This is a genomic window from Hymenobacter lucidus (assembly GCF_020447265.1).
GTDB classification, from domain to species: Bacteria; Bacteroidota; Bacteroidia; order Cytophagales; family Hymenobacteraceae; genus Hymenobacter; species Hymenobacter lucidus.
In genome coordinates this window covers 323,275-342,140 of sequence record NZ_JAJADR010000001.1, presented here as the reverse complement: position 1 = coordinate 342,140, position 18,866 = coordinate 323,275, and the positions used below count along the sequence as shown (strand labels likewise).

17 protein-coding genes are annotated in these 18,866 nt (G+C 62.0%); 10 read left to right on the top strand and 7 right to left on the bottom strand.

Annotation, left to right across the window (positions count from 1 at the left end; all coding sequences use genetic code 11):
* Position 1: 1 nt before the first annotated feature.
* Entirely contained in the window at positions 2–1,378 is a 1,377-nt protein-coding gene (locus LGH74_RS01375; RefSeq protein ID WP_226170744.1) for an APC family permease, read from the bottom strand.
* A 100-nt stretch (positions 1,379–1,478) separates the two neighbouring features.
* Here LGH74_RS01375 and LGH74_RS01370 point away from each other — a divergent pair, with 100 nt between their 5' ends.
* From LGH74_RS01370 to LGH74_RS01350, 5 genes are all read left to right on the top strand, one after another.
* Entirely contained in the window at positions 1,479–2,420 is a 942-nt protein-coding gene (locus tag LGH74_RS01370) for a cation diffusion facilitator family transporter (RefSeq protein ID WP_226170741.1), read from the top strand.
* A gap of 63 nt (positions 2,421–2,483) precedes the next feature.
* The gene (locus LGH74_RS01365) at positions 2,484–3,446 is read left to right on the top strand and encodes a cation diffusion facilitator family transporter (protein ID WP_226170738.1); all 963 of its coding nucleotides are present in this window, start codon (positions 2,484–2,486) and stop codon (positions 3,444–3,446) included.
* 112 nt (positions 3,447–3,558) lie between these two features.
* Complete coding sequence (locus tag LGH74_RS01360) at positions 3,559–4,785, top strand: glycoside hydrolase family 1 protein (RefSeq protein WP_226170734.1); 1,227 nt, start codon at positions 3,559–3,561, stop codon at positions 4,783–4,785.
* Positions 4,786–4,803: 18 nt separating this feature from the next.
* Positions 4,804–5,526, top strand: coding sequence for a phospholipase D-like domain-containing protein (locus LGH74_RS01355; RefSeq protein WP_226170731.1), 723 nt, complete (start codon positions 4,804–4,806; stop codon positions 5,524–5,526).
* Positions 5,527–6,041: 515 nt separating this feature from the next.
* Positions 6,042–6,551, top strand: coding sequence for a methylated-DNA--[protein]-cysteine S-methyltransferase (locus LGH74_RS01350; RefSeq protein WP_226170728.1), 510 nt, complete (start codon positions 6,042–6,044; stop codon positions 6,549–6,551).
* Here the strand turns inward: LGH74_RS01350 and LGH74_RS01345 are convergent.
* Entirely contained in the window at positions 6,548–7,465 is a 918-nt protein-coding gene (locus tag LGH74_RS01345) for an alpha/beta hydrolase (protein WP_226170726.1), read from the bottom strand. The genes LGH74_RS01350 and LGH74_RS01345 overlap by 4 nt on opposite strands.
* Before the next feature lie 209 nt (positions 7,466–7,674).
* Between LGH74_RS01345 and LGH74_RS01340 the strand changes: the two genes are divergently transcribed.
* Positions 7,675–8,394: a tetratricopeptide repeat protein gene (locus LGH74_RS01340; RefSeq protein WP_226170723.1), complete on the top strand. Its 720-nt coding sequence runs from the start codon at positions 7,675–7,677 to the stop codon at positions 8,392–8,394.
* 76 nt (positions 8,395–8,470) lie between these two features.
* Positions 8,471–9,205: an outer membrane beta-barrel protein gene (locus LGH74_RS01335; RefSeq protein ID WP_226170720.1), complete on the top strand. Its 735-nt coding sequence runs from the start codon at positions 8,471–8,473 to the stop codon at positions 9,203–9,205.
* 73 nt (positions 9,206–9,278) lie between these two features.
* On the opposite strand, the gene LGH74_RS01330 is transcribed toward LGH74_RS01335, so the two are convergent.
* Positions 9,279–11,708, bottom strand: coding sequence for a M4 family metallopeptidase (locus tag LGH74_RS01330; RefSeq protein WP_226170717.1), 2,430 nt, complete (start codon positions 11,706–11,708; stop codon positions 9,279–9,281).
* A 294-nt stretch (positions 11,709–12,002) separates the two neighbouring features.
* Here LGH74_RS01330 and LGH74_RS01325 point away from each other — a divergent pair, with 294 nt between their 5' ends.
* Positions 12,003–12,767 carry an SDR family oxidoreductase gene (locus tag LGH74_RS01325; RefSeq protein ID WP_226170714.1) on the top strand — a complete coding sequence of 255 codons (765 nt, stop codon included), beginning with the start codon at positions 12,003–12,005 and terminating at the stop codon, positions 12,765–12,767.
* Positions 12,768–12,950: 183 nt separating this feature from the next.
* Here LGH74_RS01325 and LGH74_RS01320 read toward each other — a convergent pair whose 3' ends face one another.
* Together LGH74_RS01320 and LGH74_RS01315 are read right to left on the bottom strand one after the other, a co-directional pair.
* Entirely contained in the window at positions 12,951–13,817 is an 867-nt protein-coding gene (locus LGH74_RS01320) for an ATP-grasp domain-containing protein (RefSeq protein ID WP_226170711.1), read from the bottom strand.
* Positions 13,818–13,823: 6 nt separating this feature from the next.
* Entirely contained in the window at positions 13,824–15,131 is a 1,308-nt protein-coding gene (locus tag LGH74_RS01315; RefSeq protein WP_226170708.1) for an amidohydrolase, read from the bottom strand.
* A gap of 132 nt (positions 15,132–15,263) precedes the next feature.
* Here LGH74_RS01315 and LGH74_RS01310 point away from each other — a divergent pair, with 132 nt between their 5' ends.
* Positions 15,264–15,935 (top strand): phosphatase PAP2-related protein, encoded by a 672-nt coding sequence (locus LGH74_RS01310; RefSeq protein WP_226170705.1) that lies wholly within the window; start codon positions 15,264–15,266, stop codon positions 15,933–15,935.
* Here LGH74_RS01310 and LGH74_RS01305 read toward each other — a convergent pair.
* Positions 15,907–16,692 (bottom strand): SDR family NAD(P)-dependent oxidoreductase, encoded by a 786-nt coding sequence (locus tag LGH74_RS01305; protein ID WP_226170702.1) that lies wholly within the window; start codon positions 16,690–16,692, stop codon positions 15,907–15,909. The genes LGH74_RS01310 and LGH74_RS01305 overlap by 29 nt on opposite strands.
* A 117-nt stretch (positions 16,693–16,809) precedes the next feature.
* Positions 16,810–17,625: a phytanoyl-CoA dioxygenase family protein gene (locus tag LGH74_RS01300; RefSeq protein ID WP_226170699.1), complete on the bottom strand. Its 816-nt coding sequence runs from the start codon at positions 17,623–17,625 to the stop codon at positions 16,810–16,812.
* Positions 17,626–17,836: 211 nt separating this feature from the next.
* Here LGH74_RS01300 and LGH74_RS01295 point away from each other — a divergent pair, with 211 nt between their 5' ends.
* Complete coding sequence (locus LGH74_RS01295) at positions 17,837–18,637, top strand: WG repeat-containing protein (RefSeq protein ID WP_226170695.1); 801 nt, start codon at positions 17,837–17,839, stop codon at positions 18,635–18,637.
* Positions 18,638–18,866: the final 229 nt, after the last annotated feature.

The window sequence follows — 18,866 nt, the reverse complement described above, 5'->3', positions numbered from 1 at the left end:
CTTAGCTTTTCTCGAATGGCCACTGCCCGCGCCGGCGGCTCCAGAGTAGAAACACGATGATACCGGTGCTGATAACGGTAAGGCCCGAGAGCATAAACGTGGGCCCCGTGCTCCAGAAAACCAGCAGCCACACCGTAACGGCAATGATAACCGGCAACGGGTAGAGCGGCATCTTGAAGGGCAGGCTGGCCGTGCCGTTGCGCCGCCGCAGCAACACCAGCCCCACGGCCTGGCCTACAAACTGCACCAGAATGCGCATGGCTAGAATAGCCGTAATGACCTCTCCCAGCCGAAACAACAAGCTAAACACGAAGCCCACGCCGCCCAGAATCAGGAGCGAGACGTGGGGGAAGTGCTTGGTGGGGTGGGTTTTGGCGAAGATGGGCAGAAACTCGCCGTCGGCCGCTGCCGCGTACGGGATACGTGAGTAGCCCAGCAGCACCGCAAACAGCGACGCAAAGGCCACCCACAATACCAGAGCGGTAGCCCACTGTGCCGCCACGGCCCCGTAGAGTTTCTCGACGAAAGTGCTAACGATGAACTCCGAGTGTTGCGCTTCCTGCCACGGAATAACGGTGCCCACGCTCCAGTTGAGCAGCAGATACAGCGCCATGATGCCCAGAATGCTCAGGAAGATGCTGCGCGGAATAACCCGCTGTGGGTTGCTGATTTCGCCGCCCAGGTGGCACACGTTGTAGTAGCCCAAGTAGGAATAAATCGTCTTGACGGCAGCCTGCCCCATGGCGCCCGACAGCAGAATGCCCGGCAACGCCGAAAAGCCGCCGCTGGGCAGCCAAGCCACGGTGTGCTCGGCATGGGTGAGGCCGCCAAAAATCAGCCAGCCCATGAGCCCTAGCACGCCTACCCACAGCATCACGCCCAGCTTGCCGATATCCTCAATGCGGCGGTAGAGCAGGGCAATGAGTAGCAGCACCACCACGCCCGACACCAGCTTAGGCTGCCACCACTCGGTAAGCGGCACCAAGTAGCCGAAATACTGCGCAAAGCCGATGGCACCCGAAGCCACCACCAGCGGAGCCTGCACCAGGGTTTGCCACACGTAGAGAAACGACATGAGCCGGCCCCACTTTTTCTCGCCGTAGGCCAGCTTCAGAAACTTGTAGCTCCCGCCCGCCTCAGGATTGGCCGCGCCCAGCTCACTCCAGATCAACCCATCGACGATGGCCAGGCCCGCGCCTACCAACCAGGCAAGCAGAAAATACGGCCCCATAAAGCCCATTACCAACGGCAGCGTCACGAAGGGCCCGATGCCCACCATGTCAATCATATTCAGGGCGGTGGCCTGCAGCAGGCCCAGGCGGCGGCGCAGTGGGGCGGCGGTAGCGTCAGTAGTGGGGTCGGTAGTAGTTGGGGTCATAGAGGCGTAAAAGTCGGATAAAAGCGGATTGTTCAGGCGGCGGCTCCAACCCCGGCTTGGTGCGGTGCGTACCACCGGTACTTCATCTTTTCTTCATCTTATGGCCGGAAGCTCTTCTAAGCTGGTTGTGTACGGGGCCATTGGGGCCAATGTAGCCATTGCCATTGCCAAATTCGTGGCGGCCTTTTTCACTGGCTCGTCGGCCATGCTTTCCGAGGGCATTCACTCCCTCGTCGACAGCGGCAACGGCGTACTGATTCTGTGGGGTCTGAAACGTGCCGAGCAGCCCGCCGATGCCGTGCATCCCTTTGGCTACGGCAAGGAGCTGTATTTCTGGACCGTTATTGTGGCCGTACTCATCTTCGCGGTGGGCGGCGGCATGTCGCTCTACAAAGGCTGGGAGCATATTCAGAACCCTTCACCCCTCACCGACCCTACCTGGAACTACTGGGTGCTGGGCCTATCGGTGGGTTTCGAGTGCATTGCCTGCTTCTTGGCGTTCCGGGAGTTTCAGAAAACGCGGGGTACTGCGGGCTTCTGGCAGGCGCTGCGGGCCAGCAAAGACCCGGCGGTATTCGCCATTCTGCTCGAAGACCTGGCGGCGTTGCTGGGCCTCGTCATTGCCCTGGCTGGCGTATTTTTTGGGCATCTGCTGGATAACATCTACCTCGATGGCGCGGCCTCCATGGCCATTGGCGTGCTGCTGGTAGGCATGGCCGTGTTTATGCTGCGGGAAGCCAAAGGCCTGCTGGTAGGTGAAGGCGTGGATGCGCCCACCCTGGCCAGCCTCAACTCCCTAGCCGCCGCTGACCCGGCCGTGGTGCAGGTGCGCAACCCACTGTCGATGTACCTGGGCCCCACCGACGCGCTGCTGGCCCTCGACGTAGAGTTTAAGCGCGAGCTGACCGTGGCGCAGGTCGAGCAGGCGGTGGTGCGGCTGCAGGACGCTGTGCGGGCCGACCACCCCGAGTTTAAGCGCATCTTTATTGAAGCCAAAACTTTGCCCGCCCAGTCCGTACCAAAGGTGCCGGCCCAGGCGTAATACCGCGCCGGCTGCCTACCTTCGCCCCTATCCCGCCCGGCGGACTCGTTGCAACTACTTTTTATGGCAAACCCTAACTCTTCAAAAACGGCCCTTTTCGGGGGCATTGCGGCCAACGTCGGCATTGCTATCAGCAAGTTCGTGGCGGCTTACTTCACTGGCTCGTCGGCTATGCTTTCCGAGGGTATCCACTCCCTCGTCGACAGTGGCAACGGCGTGCTGCTGCTTTACGGCATTGCCCAGAGTCAGAAGCCGGCCGACCGGCGGCACCCGTTCGGACGCAGCAAGGAGCAGTATTTCTGGGGCCTTATCGTGGCCGTGCTCATTTTTGCCATCGGTGGCGGTATGTCGTTCTACGAGGGTATCAAGCACATTCTGGAGCCCGAGCCGCTCACCGACGCCAGCTGGAACTACATCGTGCTGGGCGTGGCCATCCTGTTTGAAGCCTGGGCTTTCTGGCTGGCGGCCCGGGCCCTGACGCAAGCCGGCGGCGCGGGCGGCTTCTGGGGCCAGCTGCGCACCAGCAAAGACCCGGCAGTGTTTGCCTCAGTGCTCGAAAACCTGGCGGCCCTCGTCGGCCTGATCATCGCGCTGCTGGGCGTATACTTCGGCCACGCGCTGAATAATCCGTACTTCGATGGCGGCGCCTCGGTAGCCATCGGCTTGCTGCTGATGTTGGTAGCCGTGTTTCTGGTGGGCCGCACGCGCAGCCTGCTGGTGGGCACCGGCGTTGATGATGCTACCATCGACAGCGTGATGAGCATCGTGAGCAAGCAGCCCGGCGTGGAGCAGGTGCGACCCCCGCTAACAATGTACCTCGGCCCCGCCGACGTCGTGCTGGCCCTCGACGTGGACTTTCACGACCACCTCTCGGCCGTGGAAGTGGAAGTGGCCGTTGCCGCTATGCAGGATGTGCTGCGCACTACGCACCCCGAGTTTAAGCGCATCTTTGTGGAGGCTAAAAGCCTGACTGACAAGCACCGTGACACCGAGCAGCCGACCAACCAGGTAAGCCCGCAGATTTAGTCTCCTGCCCTCTTAGCCCAACCTATCCAGCGGTTTTTGGGTACATTAGGCGGTAGCCGAGCTTCGCAAGGGGCTGGCTACCGCCTTTTTTTGCACGCTAAACCCCGCGCTTATGGCATTTGCTACCACGCACGACAACCCTTTTCGCTCGTTCTGGATGGGCGGCTACGAGTGTACCGACCAGCTCAACGCCTTCGGTCACCGCGTTGATTTTCTGACCCTAACCGGCCATTTACAGCGCATCGACGCCGATTATCAGGACCTGCAGCCTTTCAATATCGGGACCGTGCGGGAAGGAATCCGCTGGAGCCAAGTGGAGAAAACCGCCTACCAATACGACTGGAGCACCGTGCAGGAGCTGCTCGATGCCGGCCGCCGCCACGGCATTCAGCAGGTTTGGGACCTATGCCACTTCGGCTACCCCGACGACCTGACGCCGCTGCACCCCATGTTTGCCCGGCGCTTTGCCCACCTCTGTCGCGCCTTTGTGGAGTTTTACCGCTCGCAGCGGCCCGACGACGTGCTGATTGTGACGCCCATCAACGAGGTGAGCTTTATGAGTTGGCTGGGCGGCGACGTGCGCGGCACCTCGCCCTACTGCGTGGGCCAGGGCTGGGAAGTGAAGCGGGGCCTGATGCGCGCCTACATCGAAGGCGTGGCGGCTTTGCGCGAGGCCGACCCCGGCATCCGCATCCTCACCACCGAGCCACTAATTCATATCGTAGCCGCGCCCAATTCGCCCCGCAGCCACCGGCAGCGCGTGAGTGAGTTCGACAACAACCAGTTTCAGGCCGTGGATATGCTGGCCGGCCGCCTCTGCCCCGACCTAGGTGGGCGCGAGGAATACCTCGATCTGCTAGGCTTCAACTATTACTACGACAACCAGTGGCAGCTGGAGCCGCGCCACACCCTGCCCTGGGCCAACGACGACCATGACCCGCGTTTCCGGCCGCTGAGCTTTCTACTGCAGCGGGCCTGGCAGCGCTACCACCGCCCCGTGGTGCTCACCGAAACCAGCCACCCCGGCGTCGACCGGCCGCTCTGGATGCAGATGATTGGCCGGGAGTGCGCCGCCGCGCTGCAAGCCGGCGTGCCGCTGTTCGGGGCCTGCCTCTACCCCATCATCGACCGGCCCGACTGGGACCACCTCACGCCCTGGCACCGTGCCGGCCTCTGGGATGCCGACACCAGAGCCCCCGAGCCCGGCCTGACCCGCGTGCTGGACCACGGCTACGCCAATGCCCTTCTGGAAGCCCAGGAAATGGTATCGGCCGCTATTCCCAAGCCGATTACTACGGTTACGGAGTCGGATGTAGCGTTGTCTCTTTCCTTAACCTAGCCTACCCAACAGTCTACGATGAGTTCTTCCGCTCCCGATTCGGCCGGTACTTCGGCCTTGCTGCGCCATTTCGAGCAGGCTTTTGCCGATTCTACCTTGTCGGCGGCGGAGGCGCGGGAGCTGCGGCAGCGGCTAGCCGCCCACGGGCAGCAGGGGCAGGCGCTGGCCACGCTGCGCCACCAGCTGTTTGCCATGGCCCGGGAGCGGTTCAACTCGTTTGAGGACAAAGCGGTAGTGGAATGGCTCGAAGCGGCCAGCGCCCTGCTGCTGCCTCTGGCCCCGCCCCAGCCGGCCCACACCACCGTGCATTTCAGCCCCGGCACCGAGTGCGTGGAGGCCATCCGCCGGTTTATCGGGCAGGCCGCCCACCGGCTCGACGTGTGCGTGTTTACTATTTCCGATGACCGGATTACCGACTCGCTGCTGGCCGCTTACCGCCGGGGCGTGGCCATTCGCCTGCTCACCGACAACGACAAGCTTTTCGACAAAGGCTCGGATATCAAGCAGCTCCACGCCAGTGGTATTGCCACCCGCATCGACCGGACTACCGACCACATGCACCACAAGTTTGCCATTGCCGACCGGCGGCTGGTGCTCACCGGCAGCTACAACTGGACGCGCTCGGCGGCGCTCTACAACCTCGAAAACCTGCTCATCACCGACGACCCCACGGCCCTGCAGCGCTACACCACCGAGTTTGACCGTCTCTGGGACGCAATGGCCGTGTTTGAGGGCGTGTAGAGGTTAGTTGTTGGGGAAGAACGTCTTTCCGAGTATTCTGCGCATCAAGCAGAGACGAAGCGGAGCCGAGGAATCTCGCGTGCAATGGTAATTAACCCACATTGCGGCCTATTGAATGGTAGCCCCAGCGAGGCAGCACCAGTCGTTCAACGATTGGAGCCGCCTCGCTGGGTTTTTGGCAATACTGTAGACACCATCTTGGTCGGCCCCGGTGCAGCGGCAGTGGAAGCAAAGCGCTGCTGAACAACGAAGCGCTGACGACGTGGCGACATTCGAATTTATTTTTTTTTGAATGTCGCCGACCAACCACCGACAAGCCGGCGACATTCAAAAAAAAATAAATTCGAATGTCGCCGACTGGTAGTCTTCGCCTCACCAAGACCGCAAAGCCCCTTCTTTATCAGTAAACCCTTTGTGGCGCTCCAGGCAAAAGAGCCATTGAGGCAAAGCCTGGCGGAAAGACTACTAGAAGCAGACCAGTCGTTATCTTGCCGGTGCTCCTCAATCCCGCCCTGATGCTACTCCCGTCCGCCTTTGCCTACTCCTACCTGCCCACGCCCATCGGCATGCTGGAGCTGAAAGCCTCGGATGCGGGCCTGGCTGCCGTTACGTTTCTGGACGAAGCTCAGGCGCCGCCCGCTACGCCCCTCGCGGCCGTAGCCGAGTGCCTGCGTGAGCCGCATCGGCAACTGCAGGCCTATTTTGGCCGCGAGCTGCGCGACTTTTCCCTACGCTATTCCGTGGAACGCGGCACTGAGTTTCAGCGGCAAGTGTGGCAGCAGCTGCAAACAGTAAGCTTCGGCCGCACGGCTTCCTACCTCGACCTGGCCCGGCTACTCGACAACCCCGGCGCGGTGCGGGCCGTGGGCGCGGCCAACGGCCAGAATCCGCTGGCCATCGTGTGGCCCTGCCACCGCATTATTGGGGCCGGCGGACAGCTTACGGGCTACGCGGGCGGTTTGTCGCGCAAAAAGTGGCTGCTGACCCACGAGCAGCCCGCCACCCAGACCCAGCTGTTTGGCTAGCGCCGAAAGCCTGTAGCAGCGGGAGCCACCGCCGTGCCGGCCCCCACAAATTTCAGCAGCTCCTGGTATATCACGTTATCCTTCCAATATAGCTGCAGCACCATCGGCACGTGCTTTTTGCCGGCCAGCACCGAGAATTGCGGCTCCCGTCCCAATTGCGTGAGTTTCTGCCTGAATTTCTCACTGCTGCTGCTGATGGACGGGTACGTTTTGCCCCCCACGAACACCAAAAACGGGGGCGTTGCGGCCGTCACGTAGTACATCGGCGACACGGCTTTCCACCCGGCGGGGTCTTTGCCGAAGGGCACTAGGTACTGCGCGTCGCCATCGTATTTCATCTTCTTCAGGTAGTCATACATATCCAGCCCGGCCGGGTCGTCGAGGATAGCACCACGCACGGGGTTGGCGGCCAAGCCTTGGCGCATGAACAGCTGATTGTCGGCGGCCAGCAGCGCGGCCAGCCCGCCCCCGGCAGAGTGGCCCATCGTAAACAGGCGTTGCGGGTCGCCGCCGTACTCGGCAATGTGCTGGTAGGTCCAGGCTACGGCCCGGGCGCAGTCGTCGGCCATGGCAGGCACCTGCACGTTCGGGGCCAGGCGGTAGTTGATGACCACCGCCACCACGCCCTGCTTGGCCAGCCGCCGCCCGATGAAGGAGTAAAGGCTCTTGTTGCCGCTGTTCCAGTTGCCGCCGTGAATAAAGACCACCACCGGGTACGCTGCCGCGCCGCGCTTACGGGGTGCGTACACGTCGAGGCGGTGTCGCTCGGTATCGAAGCCAGCTTCAGTAGTGGGCACGTAGGCAATACCGGCCGTGCGACGGCTGGGCTGGGCCTCGGCGTACTCGTTGGCCACCAAGGCCAGCAGTACGAAAACCAGCAAAGCAGGCAGGATCAGAACACGGAATAAAGTCATGCGGGAATAATTCAGCGGAAAGGTGCGGCCGGGTCTTAGGGCAGCCGACTTATATACCGGAGAAGAGGGCCGGCCGGATTGCGGGCTGCTGCTGCCAACGGCCCGCGCTGGCCGGGGTTGCCCGCTGCGGCGCTATATTTGTTGGGCCAGCCCGGCACGATGCCCGGGCTTTTTCCGTTCTATTTTCTTTTTGCTGCTTTCTTCCCTCCATGAAAAAGTATCTGTTGCTGCTGATCTGTGGCCTGGCCTTGGGGGCTGCCCCGGCCCAGGCCCAGCGCAAAACCAAAGTCAAGGTAAAATCGGATGCACCGGCGGGCGCCACCAGCCGCCTGCAGCCGCTGTTTGGCGGAGTATCGCCGGAAGCAGCTCAGCAGCTAGTGGGGGCGGCTTTCCTGGCCGACATTGACCGTAGCTTCGCGTCGCGGGCCGAGGCCAGCCGGTTTTTCTCGGGCAAAGGCTACGAGTACATCACCGAAAACAAGCCCGACACGGCCCTCTACCGCTTCAACCTGGCTTGGCTGCTCGACCCCAAAAATGCCGAGGCCTACCGGGGCTTGGGCATCGTAACGAGCCGTAATGCCACCCCCGACGAGTCCATTGGCCTGCTAACCCAGGGCCTGGCCATTGCGCCCGACCACTCCAACATCCTCAGCGACCTGGGCACCAGCTACCTGATCCGCTACCAGCAGCTCAAAAAGAAGAAGGACCTTGACCAGGCCCAGAAGCACCTCGAAAAAGCCCTGACCGCCGACGCCAACAACGCCTATGCCTGGCAGCAGATGGCCCGGGTGCATTACCTGCGCGAAGACTACGCCAAGGCCTGGGAAGCCGTGCACAAAGGCCAGGCAGTGAACGTGAGCAGCCTCGATTTCGACCTCATCAGCGACTTGTCGGCCAAGCTGCCCGACCCGCAGGGCGTGTTCAAATAGGCGCCCGGCGCAAGCGCGGCAGCAACGGCCAGGCCCCGGCCTGCGTATCTCCGCTGCTCACCAACCTTATCCGGCCGTGAATTTTCGTCTGATTTCCCTCGGCAGCCTGCTGCTTTTCTGTCTTTTAGCTGAGTCGGCTCATGCCCAGGGCCCGGAGCGCCGTCGTCGGTATTTCACCAACTCGGCCCGCCCCTACCACCGTGGCCCCATCTACTTCACGCTGGGTGGAGGAGCCGGATTTTACAACGGCGACCTGGCCGAAAGCGTGGCCGACAACTTGCCCGGCCCCAGCGGCAGTATCGGGGCGCTGTACATGGTGCGGCCCCGGGTAATGGTCGGCACGGAGCTTTCCCTGTTTAAGCTGGGCGCCAAAGACCAGCTGCCGGAGCGTGGCTACGCGTTTCGGGGTAAAAACGCGGCTCTCACTGGCTTCTTCCGCTACGAGCTAGTGCGCGACGAATCCCAATTCGCCGATTCGCGCGGTTCGGCAGCCCTCATCAAGCCCTACGTGAAAGCCGGGGCGGGCTTCCTGCTCTACACGCCCGAAGCCTACATGGGCGACGGTCGGCCGGTGCCGAGCACCGTATTTCTGTCTACCGAGCGCAATGATTATCCCGCCACGGCGCTGATAGCCCCGGTGGGCCTGGGAGTAACGGTGCGCCTGTCGCCCCAACTGAACGCTTCGGCCGAGGGCACCTATTACTTCACCACCACCGACCATCTCGACGACATCAGCCAGCGCGGCAACGCCGCCCGCAACGACGGCTTTGGCCTGCTGGAGCTGAAGCTGGAATATTCGCCCTGGCAGTAGCCTAAGCGACTGACCCACACAAAAAAGGCCCGTCAATGACGGGCCTTTTTCATTACTGAAAGGGCAGGACTACCTACTCCTTCACGAAGCGCTGGCGGTACGTAGTCTGACCATCACTCACGGTCAGGGTGTACATGCCTTTGGCTAGGCTGGCCACATTGAGTTGGCCATTGCCTTCGTAGCGGGCACTATTGATGATGGCACCGCGCACATCCATAATCTGCACCGATACCACGGCGGCATTGTTTGGCAGCGCAATATTGAGGCGGTCAGCAGCCGGGTTCGGATAGACCTCAAACTGGCTGGACACATTGCCACCAGCAATGCCATTGATACCGGCAACGGTCGTACCGCCAGCAATAGTCACGCTGTAGTCTTCGGTTTCGCCGTAGCTGTAGGCGTTGCAGCTGGTAGTACCCGAAGCGTCGCTCATCACAACGCGCATGCGGGTCTTGCCATTCTTAGCTGTAGTCGGCACCGTGAAGCTGGAGCTGCGGGTAGCGGCCGAGGTGCTGGCGGCCGAGCTTACTACCAGCTCGCCGGCGTCGGTGAAGAGCCCGTTCTGGTTGTAGTCGATGTACACTTTGAAGTACTCCGAATAGGCTGTACCCACGAAACCAGCGCTGTAGCTGATCGTCTGGGAAGTACCACCAGTCAGTGTAGGAGCCGTCAGAGCAGTACCGTTGTAGTAGCCGGCATCAGCGCCCGAAGTACGCGTCAGGGTGCCCAGGGCCACGTAGTCGATGAACTCGTAGGCTACGCTGTTGCTCTTCGAGGTGCAGTAGGTAACGCCGGTAGGTGGCGGCGTACCGCCTCCGTAGGCAGCACCCACGCCCACGGCGCTCCAGGCATTGGTAACGGCAATTTCCTGAGCGGAACCAGCACCGTACAGGTCCTTGGCCGACTGAATGGAGTAGGTGCGGGCGGCAGCATAGTTGCTCGAAGCCGTCAGGTACACGCTTTCGGTGCGGTAGGCAATTTTAGCGGCAGCATCAATACCAATGCCCGTCACGCTGAAGGCCGTGCCCTTGTCGTTGGTGCCACTGCCGCCAACGGACAGGCGGTAGAACCAGTGGTTGAGCACGCCCGAGTTGGTGTGGACCCCGCCATTGTCGCCGCTGCCGGCGTACCAGTACGTGCCCTGGTAGGTGTCGGGCTGACTTTCGGCGTTCGGGTTGCTCATGGAGCGCAGCGAAGGCCGCACTTTGTCAATGTCTTCGCCGATAAGCCAGGTTTGCTTGGTTGGATCCTTGTAGTACTCCACGCAGGCGCCCCAGATATCGGAGAAGCCTTCGTTCAGCGCCCCCGACTCGTAGGAATACGTCAGGTTGGCGGTGCTGGAGCACACGGCGTGGCCGATTTCGTGGGCTGCTACGTCGAGGGCTGTGAGTGGGTCGAAGCGGGTGGCGCCGTCGCCGTAGGTCATGCGCGTGCCATCCCAGAAGGCATTTTCGTAGCCAGCTCCGCCGGGCGTGTCGTCGAAGTGTACGTAGCTCTTGATTTTCGCGCCGGCGTTGTTGTAGGAGTTGCGCGCGTGAATATTCTTGAAGTAGTCGTAGGTGCTCTGGGCACCCCAGTGCGCGTCGAGGGCGGCGTTGTCGAAGTTGGCGTTGTTGTACTCCGTCCAATTGTTGTCGGCATCAATGAAGTCAACGGCGGCAGTGTAGCTGTTGCTTTTCTTGCAGTTGTAGGTTTCAATGCCCAGGCCGCGGGTCAGCTCGCGCAGGCGGTAGCCGCCGGTAGCTGTTTCGGTGGCGCTACTCTGGGTACCCGAGTACTTGGTAGCGAAGGTGCCAGTAGCCGCCGCGTGCTTGATGATGTTGTCCTGCATCACCACCTCGCCAGTGTGGGCATCTACATAAATGAAGGCGCGGCTAAGTGGCTGCTGGGCATAGATGTTAAATTTCCAGGCCAGCGTGGGCTTGTTCAGCCGCTCCGTGCCGATGGCGCGCTGGTTATTCACAATCACCAGCTCACCCTTAGGTAGGTAGGTAGCGGCGCGGTTCTCCTCCTGCTGTTTCAGGCCGGCTTCCTCCGCGGCATCCTGCCACATGTACTTACGGGCGCCCACAAACTGCAGTGCCGACCGCAAAGCCGACTCAGCCGTCAGGGAAGGTGTCACGTTCAGCGTTTCAATCCGCTCGAAGCTGCCGCTCATGCTCTGTACTGCGCCTTGCTTGGCGTGCAGCGTATAGGAAGCATGCTCTACCTTCACACCCTTGTAGTACTGCTCGTACCGCTCGTGGGCGAAACCAAGCTGGTCGACCTCCGTTTTGCTACGTAGCATCTGGTCGTTGGTGCTCAGTTGCAGCTGCTCGGCAAATGCCTTGCGCGCGTCGTTGAGCGTGTAAGCCGGCGCTTCGGCCCGGAAAGCTACCAGGGCGGGCGTGCCTTTGTCGGACAATACTTTCTGCTGCACAGCCGATTTTTCCTGGGCCTGGGCAGTAGAGCACACGAGGCCGCTAGCCAGTAGCAAAGCTACTGCTGAGTAATGTTTGTTCATGAAAGGTTGGTTTGGTTGTGGAAAGGAGGGCGTAGTGTCGGGGTGGGTACCGAACAAAAGCAATTTACAAATACTTCAATCAAATACACTGTTAAATGAAAATATTATATAAAAACAATCACCAAAGCAACAATATTATAAATATCAATTCCCTTATCCAAACATACCGCTGTATGCTCAGCCGTTCATTTTATCCGGCAATTCAGCTCCGCGCTTACAAACGCTCGTTAGCTTTCACCCCAGAATTTTATACATTCCTCACATTCCTTCACGCTTGAATTTCACTACCTCACCATGACCAACCGCTGGAATCTGGAAGGCCGTATTGCCCTAGTCACGGGCGCTTCCAAAGGCATTGGGGCCGCCGTAGCCGAAGAGCTGCTACGCTTCGGGGCTACCGTAGTAGCCGTAGCCCGCCACGCCCCCGATTTGGAAGCCCAGGTGGCCGCCTGGCAGGCTCAGGGCCTCGATGCCCACGCCCTCACGGCCGACGTAAGCCGCGCCGACGACCGGCAGAACCTGCTGCACGAGTTCAGCCGGCAGTGGCCTCGGCTCGATATTCTGGTCAATAACGTGGGCACCAATATTCGCAAGTCGACGGCCGTGTACAGTGCCGAAGATTACCGCCACGTGATGGAAACCAATCTGGAGTCGACGTTTGGCATGTGCCAGGGCGCCTACGAGCTGCTGAAGCTGGCCCAGGGCTGCATCGTGAATGTGTCGTCGGTGGCGGGCCTCACTCACCTGCGCACCGGCTCGGTATACGGCATGACCAAGGCCGCCATCATCCAGCTTACCCGCAACCTGGCCGTGGAATGGGCCCCCGATTCTATCCGCGTGAACTGCATTGCGCCCTGGTACATCCGCACGCCGCTGGCCGCCGGTGTGCTCGGCAACCCCGACTACCTACAAAGCGTGCTGGACCGCACTCCGCTGCAACGCATCGGCGAGCCGGAAGAGGTGGGCGCGGCCGTAGCCTTCCTGTGCTTGCCTGCTGCCAGCTATATCACCGGCCAGTGCCTGAGCGTGGATGGCGGCTTTAGCGTGAATGGTTTCTAGACGGATTGCCCCACCTAATCATTGCGAGCAACGCGAAGCAATCCGTCCTCTGCGCAGTGACAAACCTCGTTTTACCAGAAAGCCCTTACGCCTGAACAGGCGTAAGGGCTTTCCACTCAAAGACACTCCGCACATTTCAAAGGACGGTTTGCCACGGCTGCGCCTCGCAAGGACACGCTTAGTTTATTGCCGCAATGCGGCTTCGTAGCGGGCCAGGGCACCTTCGCTGGAGGCCAGGTAGAGGAAAGGCTCAATCAGCTCCAGTTCCATGAGCAGAAATTCGCCGGCGGCATCCACGCCATCGACGCGGGCGTAGAGACAGTCCTGGGCAAACTCGGCCACAATGGCGTCGGCGGTGTGACGCAGATGGGCCGGCGCCTCGCGGGCTTCGATGCCGCCGCCCAGGTAGTGCTGCACCCGGAAGTCGCCCGACTTGGGGGTTTTCAGCACGCAATGGCTGTATTTGCCGCCCAGGTACACCAACGACCATTCGCCTTCCAGCTGAATCTGGGGCTGGAAGGGCTGCACCAGAAAGTCTTCGTGGCGCACCAGTTCGGTGAGCTGCGGAAGTCGTTCGGCGGTTTCGGGCCGGGTGAGGGTAAACGTGTTTTTGGCCCCGCCACTCACGGCGGGCTTCACCACCAGCTGCTCGCTCTGCAGAATGTCGAACAGCTCGTCGATGACCACTTCACTGCCCTGCGGCAGCCAGTGGGTGGGCACGATTTTCACGCCGGCCTGCTCCATGTCGCGCAGGTATTTCTTGTCGGCGTTCCACCGAATGATGCGCGAAGTATTTAGCAACTCGATGCCGGTGGCATCCATCCGGTCGAGCCAGGCGTAGAAGTCCGCCACCCGGTCGAAGTAGTCCCAGGGCGACTTTACTACCACTTTATCGTAGCCGGCCCAGTCAACGGCGGGGTTGGTCCACACGCGGGGGGCTACCTGGTGGCCCTGCTCGCGCAGGTAGCGCGTGAGCAGCGAGTCTTCATCTTCAACGGTGGGGGCGGCGTACTGGGTGAGGCTTTCGCAGGTAACGAGGGCAATGTTCATGTAAGCTTACTTTTTCGAGGTCAGATAGTCGGCGGCCAGAGTGGCCAGGGTCCGCACGCCCAGCGTCAGGCCGCTGTCGTCGATGCGGAAGCCGGGCGTGTGGTGGGGCGCGGTGGTGGCCGGGTCGGTGCCCTTGGGCATGCCCCCCACGAAGACGAACAGGCCGGGCACTTTTTCCTGGTAAAAGGCGAAATCCTCGGCCCCGGTTACAGCCTTTTGCAGCTCCACTTTATCGGCCCCGCCGGCGGCGGTACGCAGCGAGGGCAGCATCTTTTCCGTCAGCTTGAGGTCGTTGAACGTGACGGGCGCGTAGTTCTCGATGGAAACCTCGGCCGTAGCCCCGGCGCTGGCGGCAATACCGGTAGCCGTGCGGCGGATATCCTCCCAGATTTTGCGCTGCATGTCCTTATTGAACGTGCGGATGGTGCCGGTCAGCTCCACCTGCTCGGGAATGATGTTGTTGCGCACCCCGCCGTGAATCATGCCCACGGTAACCACGGCCGCGTCTTCGGTAAGCAGCGTCTGGCGGCTGACGATGGTTTGCAGGCCCATCACAATCTGGGCGGCCGTTACCACCGGGTCCACGCTCAGCCACGGGTAGGCGCCGTGGGCCGATTTACCCTTCACCTTGATGGTAAACAGGTCGGAAGCCGCCATTTCGCCGCCGGGCCGGTAACGGAGCGTGCCTACTTCGGTCTGGGCGTTGATGTGCAGGCCGAACATGGCATCCACTTTCGGATTATCGAGCACGCCTTCCTTCACCATGAGGCGGGCCCCACCTTCCTGGCCCGGCAACGAGCCTTCCTCGGCGGGTTGAAACACAAACTTAATCGTGCCGGGCAAGTCCTTTTTCACCTGACTCAACACCTCGGCCGCACCCATGAGCATAGCCACGTGCGTGTCGTGGCCACAGGCGTGCATCACGCCCACTTCCTGCCCGTTGTAGGTCGAGCGGGCTTTGCTGGCGAAGGGCAGCTCGTTCTTTTCCGTTACGGGCAGCGCGTCCATGTCGGCGCGCAGGGCTACTACCGGGCCGGGCTTGCCACCCTTCAGAATGCCTACTACGCCGGTGCGGGCCACGCCGGTCTGCACTTCCAGGCCCAGGCTTTTGAGGTGGGCGGCAATGATGCCGGCGGTGCGGGTTTCCTGGTTGCCCAGCTCGGGGTGCTCGTGCAGGTCGCGGCGCCAGGCTATTACCTTGGCTTCTTCCTGGGCGGCCAGCTTGGCAATGCGGGCATTGAGGGCGGCGTTTTGGGCGGCGACGGGAGCGGCAGCCAGCAACCCGGCGGCCAGAGAAAAGTAACGTAGTTTCATCCGAGAAGGAAAAGCGGCGGTTAAGCCAGCAAGGTACACTACCCGGCGCATTTGCCGAAGGCTAAAAGAGTAAGTCGGAAAAGCTACCCAGCGGCTACTTTTGAGCTTTCTTCTACTACCTGCGCCCCGCCCATGGCTGCTTCTTCCGCCGTTACGTCTTCCTCCCCAGCCCCCGCGCCCACCTGGCCGCAGCTGTGGCGGCAACCGGCTTTCCGGGGGCGGCTCCTGGGCATTCTGGCCGCGCTGCTGCTGCTCGGGGCCGTCATTCCGCGCTTCTTTGCCTTCATTCAGGCCCGCCCCGGTGTAGTGCTGCCCGACCCGCTGCTGGCCGTGCTGCCCGCCCACGACGTCTCGGGGCTTACCTTCGGCGCCATCTACCTGAGTGTGGCCGTAGCTGTGGTGTACCTGGTGCCCCGGCCGGCGCTGCTGCTGCGGGCGTTGTGGGCCTATGGGCTGCTGCACCTGCTGCGCCTGCTCACGCTCTGGCTGCTGCCCCTGGAGCCCCCCCTGGGCCTGGTACTGCTGCAAGACCCACTGGTGGATAAGCTGTTCTACGCCTCGGCCACGCCCATTACCAAAGACCTCTTCTTCTCGGGCCACACGGCCACGGTGGCCCTGCTGGCGTTGGCGGTGGGCCCCGGCCTGCTGCGGCGCGGCTTGTGGCTGGGCGCGGTGCTCATCGGCGGGCTGGTGCTGGTGCAGCACGCCCACTACAGCTACGACGTGGCGGCGGCACCTGCCTTTGCCGCGCTCAGCTACTGGCTGGCCGGGCGCGCTACTTCAGGTGCTTCTCGTAGATATTAGCCGCTATTTTCTCGGTTATCGACTTGGGCACGAAGCCCGTGAGGCGGGCCGATACCTTATTCAGGGCCCCGGGAATGACTTCGGCCTCGCCGGCCAGCATGGCCACGATGCCCGCCTGCGCCACCTGCTCGGGCGTCATGGAGAGCTTGGCGGCCACTTCCTGCAGGCCGGCACTCATACCCGCGCGGTCGGCAAAGTCGGTGGTGGTGGCGCCCGGGCTGAGGCAGGTAACGGACACGGGGGAGTCGCGGAGCTCGTAGCGCAGGCCGCGGGAGAAGGTGAGCAGAAACGCCTTGCTGGCCGCGTAGAGCGTGAGCGTGGGCACGGCCTGGTAGGCGGCCGTGCTGGCAATGTTCAGAATGTAGGCCTTGGGCTGCGCCTTGAGCAAGGGCAGCAGCTGGTGGGTCAGCTCCACGGGCAGCAGCATGTTGAGCTGGAGCATGTTCTGCTGGGCGGCCAGCGGCAAGTCCTCAAACCGGCCCCACAGCCCGTAGCCCGCGTTGTTTACCAACACGGCCAGTTCGGTGGTTTGTGCTTGGGCCCAGGCGGCCAGCGTGGTGGCTGCGCCGGGCTCAGCCAGGTCGAGGGCTAGGGTGTGAGCCTGCACGCCGTGGCGCTGGCTCAGTTCGGTGGCTACCTGCGTGAGCTGGTCGGCACTGCGGGCCGTGAGCAGCAGGTGGTAGCCGCGCCCGGCCAGCTCGGCGGCCAGGGCGCGGCCAATGCCGCGGGAAGCACCGGTAATGAGGGCGAAGGGCATAGGGTGATTTAGCGACTTAGTGAATTAGTGAGTTAGTGAGTTTGATGTTCGGGATGAGCAGGCTGCGCGACTTGAACGACAACTCACTAAGTCGCTAAATCACCACTTCACCTTTCCCTACTTCACCAGGTGCAGGAAGCGCAGGTAGAATGGGGTGGGGCTGTCGGGCTTTTTGGGGGCGTACTTGCCGGCAATGATGGGCACGTACATCACGCGGCGGCGCGACACGTCGCCTACCAGCGGCGACTGGGCCACGCGGTGCCACATGCGGCCGTCGTGCACGGTCAGGTCGCCGGCTTCGGTTTCAACGGCCAGCTCCTCGGGGTCGGCGGTATTGTCCTTGAAGTACTTCTTGCGGAAAATCATTTCGCGCAGCGACTGGTGGTGGGTGCCGGGCAGAATGCGCAGGCCGCCGTTGGTGGCCGGGGTGCCATCGAGGTGCACGCCCACGTTCAGCATGGGCCCGATGCGCTTGCCGTAGAATACGTCGCGCAGTGAGTCGGTATGCCAGCCCATCTGGCTGAACTCCGAGCCCGGCACGTTCACGTAGTGGTTGATAACCAGGCCGTCCTTCTCGTTTTCGCCCACCCGCTCATTAGCCGCTTCCAGTAGCGGAAACAGGGCCCGGAACCGCTCATCCTGCAAAAACTCGTGCAGCACGGGGCTGTGCTGGGAGGCAAAGGCAAAGCGCTGCACAATGCGGGAGCCGTCTACGTCGCGGCCGTACTTGATGGGCACGCCATTGATTTTCTCGACGCCTTCCTGCAGCCAGGTTTGCTGCACGGCCTCGGTGGCCCGCAGAATTTCCTGCACCTTCTCGGGCGTGATGAAGCCGCGAAAATGCAGGAAACCGTACTGACGAAAGAAGTCCCGCTGCTCGGCCGTGAGGCTGTGCTGCAGGGTGAAACGCGGATAGGTTGATAGTAAGGCCATAAAAACAGCTCGGCAGAAACATAGTTGGCAGCCGCGCTAAGATACGACTACGAAGCACGCAACCTGCGGCCGGAGGTGAAACAGCCAATCGGCGGGCTTGTTGGGAGGTGCCGCGCGGGTGCCGGCTGGCCGGCAAATACGGCCTCCCGGAGTGAAGCAGACGTGAAGCAGCAGCGGCGGGTTTTCGTCTGGCGCCCGTATCTTAGGGCCAATGCCTGGCTTCTTCTCCCCTTCCTTCGTTTGCCGCGCCGCCCCCGGGCTGGCCCTGGCCCTGCTGCTGGCGGCAGCTTCCCCGGTCCAGACCACCACGGCCCGCCTCATTCCCTTTCATAAGGGCCAGAAGTGGGGCTACGCCGACCAGAACCGCCGCCTGGTGCTGCCCCTGCAGTACGACGAGGCCGGGCCCTTCGTGCAGGAAATAGCCTGGGTGCGCATCGGCACGCTCTACGGCTACATCGACGGCGGCGGCAACCCCGTCACGCCCGTGCAGTTCAGCAAAGCCGGCACTTTTCAGCGCGACCGGGCCACGGTGGAACTCAATGGGGAGACGTTCCAGATTGACGGCAGCGGCCAGCGCGTAACCACGCCCGCCGAGCCCGAGCCGGAAACCGATTTTCTCACCCAGGGCGACCTGACGCGGCAAAACGGCAAGGTCGGCTTCCGCTTCACGGTGGGCCAGGCCGTGGTGCCGCCTGTCTACGACGAAATTCAGGAAAACTACAACGGGCTGCTGTTTGTGCGCCAGGGCGCGAAATGGGGCGTGCTCAACAACAAAGGCAAGCTGACCCTGCCCCTGGAGTACGACGCCATCCGGGCCGTGGAAGTCAACAACTTCGCCAACGCCATTGTGGAGCAGCAGGGCCGGTTTGGGTACCTAGCCGAGGATGGCCGCCTGCTGGTGCCCATCAAATACAGCGCCGCCGAGCCCTTCCTAGCCGACGTGGCCCGCGTAACCACCCCCGACGGCCGCACCGGCTACATCGACGCCCGCGGCCGGGAGTTTTTCGAGTAGCCGCCCGCGCCACACTGCCCGCCCACGAACCCTGAAGGCTATTGTCACCGGTGGCAATAGCCTCAGGAAGCGGCTGGATAGCACCTGCACCGGTGCGAGGTGTATCCAGCCGGCTCCCAATAGTGTCCGCATCGGTGCAGGCATAGGGAAGTATGCCCTAGATACGCTCTGCACCGGTGCAGACGTTATAAAGTATGGCCTACATACATCCTGCACCGATGCAGGACGC

Bases quoted from the DNA above. Each gene is read 5' to 3' on its own strand.
- LGH74_RS01375 (WP_226170744.1), bottom strand. From the start codon at position 1,378: ATGACCCCAACTACTACCGACCCCACTACTGACGCTACCGCCGCCCCA.
- LGH74_RS01370 (WP_226170741.1), top strand. From the start codon at position 1,479: ATGGCCGGAAGCTCTTCTAAGCTGGTTGTGTACGGGGCCATTGGGGCC.
- LGH74_RS01365 (WP_226170738.1), top strand. From the start codon at position 2,484: ATGGCAAACCCTAACTCTTCAAAAACGGCCCTTTTCGGGGGCATTGCG.
- LGH74_RS01360 (WP_226170734.1), top strand. From the start codon at position 3,559: ATGGCATTTGCTACCACGCACGACAACCCTTTTCGCTCGTTCTGGATG.
- LGH74_RS01355 (WP_226170731.1), top strand. From the start codon at position 4,804: ATGAGTTCTTCCGCTCCCGATTCGGCCGGTACTTCGGCCTTGCTGCGC.
- LGH74_RS01350 (WP_226170728.1), top strand. From the start codon at position 6,042: ATGCTACTCCCGTCCGCCTTTGCCTACTCCTACCTGCCCACGCCCATC.
- LGH74_RS01345 (WP_226170726.1), bottom strand. From the start codon at position 7,465: ATGACTTTATTCCGTGTTCTGATCCTGCCTGCTTTGCTGGTTTTCGTA.
- LGH74_RS01340 (WP_226170723.1), top strand. From the start codon at position 7,675: ATGAAAAAGTATCTGTTGCTGCTGATCTGTGGCCTGGCCTTGGGGGCT.
- LGH74_RS01330 (WP_226170717.1), bottom strand. From the start codon at position 11,708: ATGAACAAACATTACTCAGCAGTAGCTTTGCTACTGGCTAGCGGCCTC.
- LGH74_RS01325 (WP_226170714.1), top strand. From the start codon at position 12,003: ATGACCAACCGCTGGAATCTGGAAGGCCGTATTGCCCTAGTCACGGGC.
- LGH74_RS01320 (WP_226170711.1), bottom strand. From the start codon at position 13,817: ATGAACATTGCCCTCGTTACCTGCGAAAGCCTCACCCAGTACGCCGCC.
- LGH74_RS01315 (WP_226170708.1), bottom strand. From the start codon at position 15,131: ATGAAACTACGTTACTTTTCTCTGGCCGCCGGGTTGCTGGCTGCCGCT.
- LGH74_RS01310 (WP_226170705.1), top strand. From the start codon at position 15,264: ATGGCTGCTTCTTCCGCCGTTACGTCTTCCTCCCCAGCCCCCGCGCCC.
- LGH74_RS01305 (WP_226170702.1), bottom strand. From the start codon at position 16,692: ATGCCCTTCGCCCTCATTACCGGTGCTTCCCGCGGCATTGGCCGCGCC.
- LGH74_RS01300 (WP_226170699.1), bottom strand. From the start codon at position 17,625: ATGGCCTTACTATCAACCTATCCGCGTTTCACCCTGCAGCACAGCCTC.
- LGH74_RS01295 (WP_226170695.1), top strand. From the start codon at position 17,837: ATGCCTGGCTTCTTCTCCCCTTCCTTCGTTTGCCGCGCCGCCCCCGGG.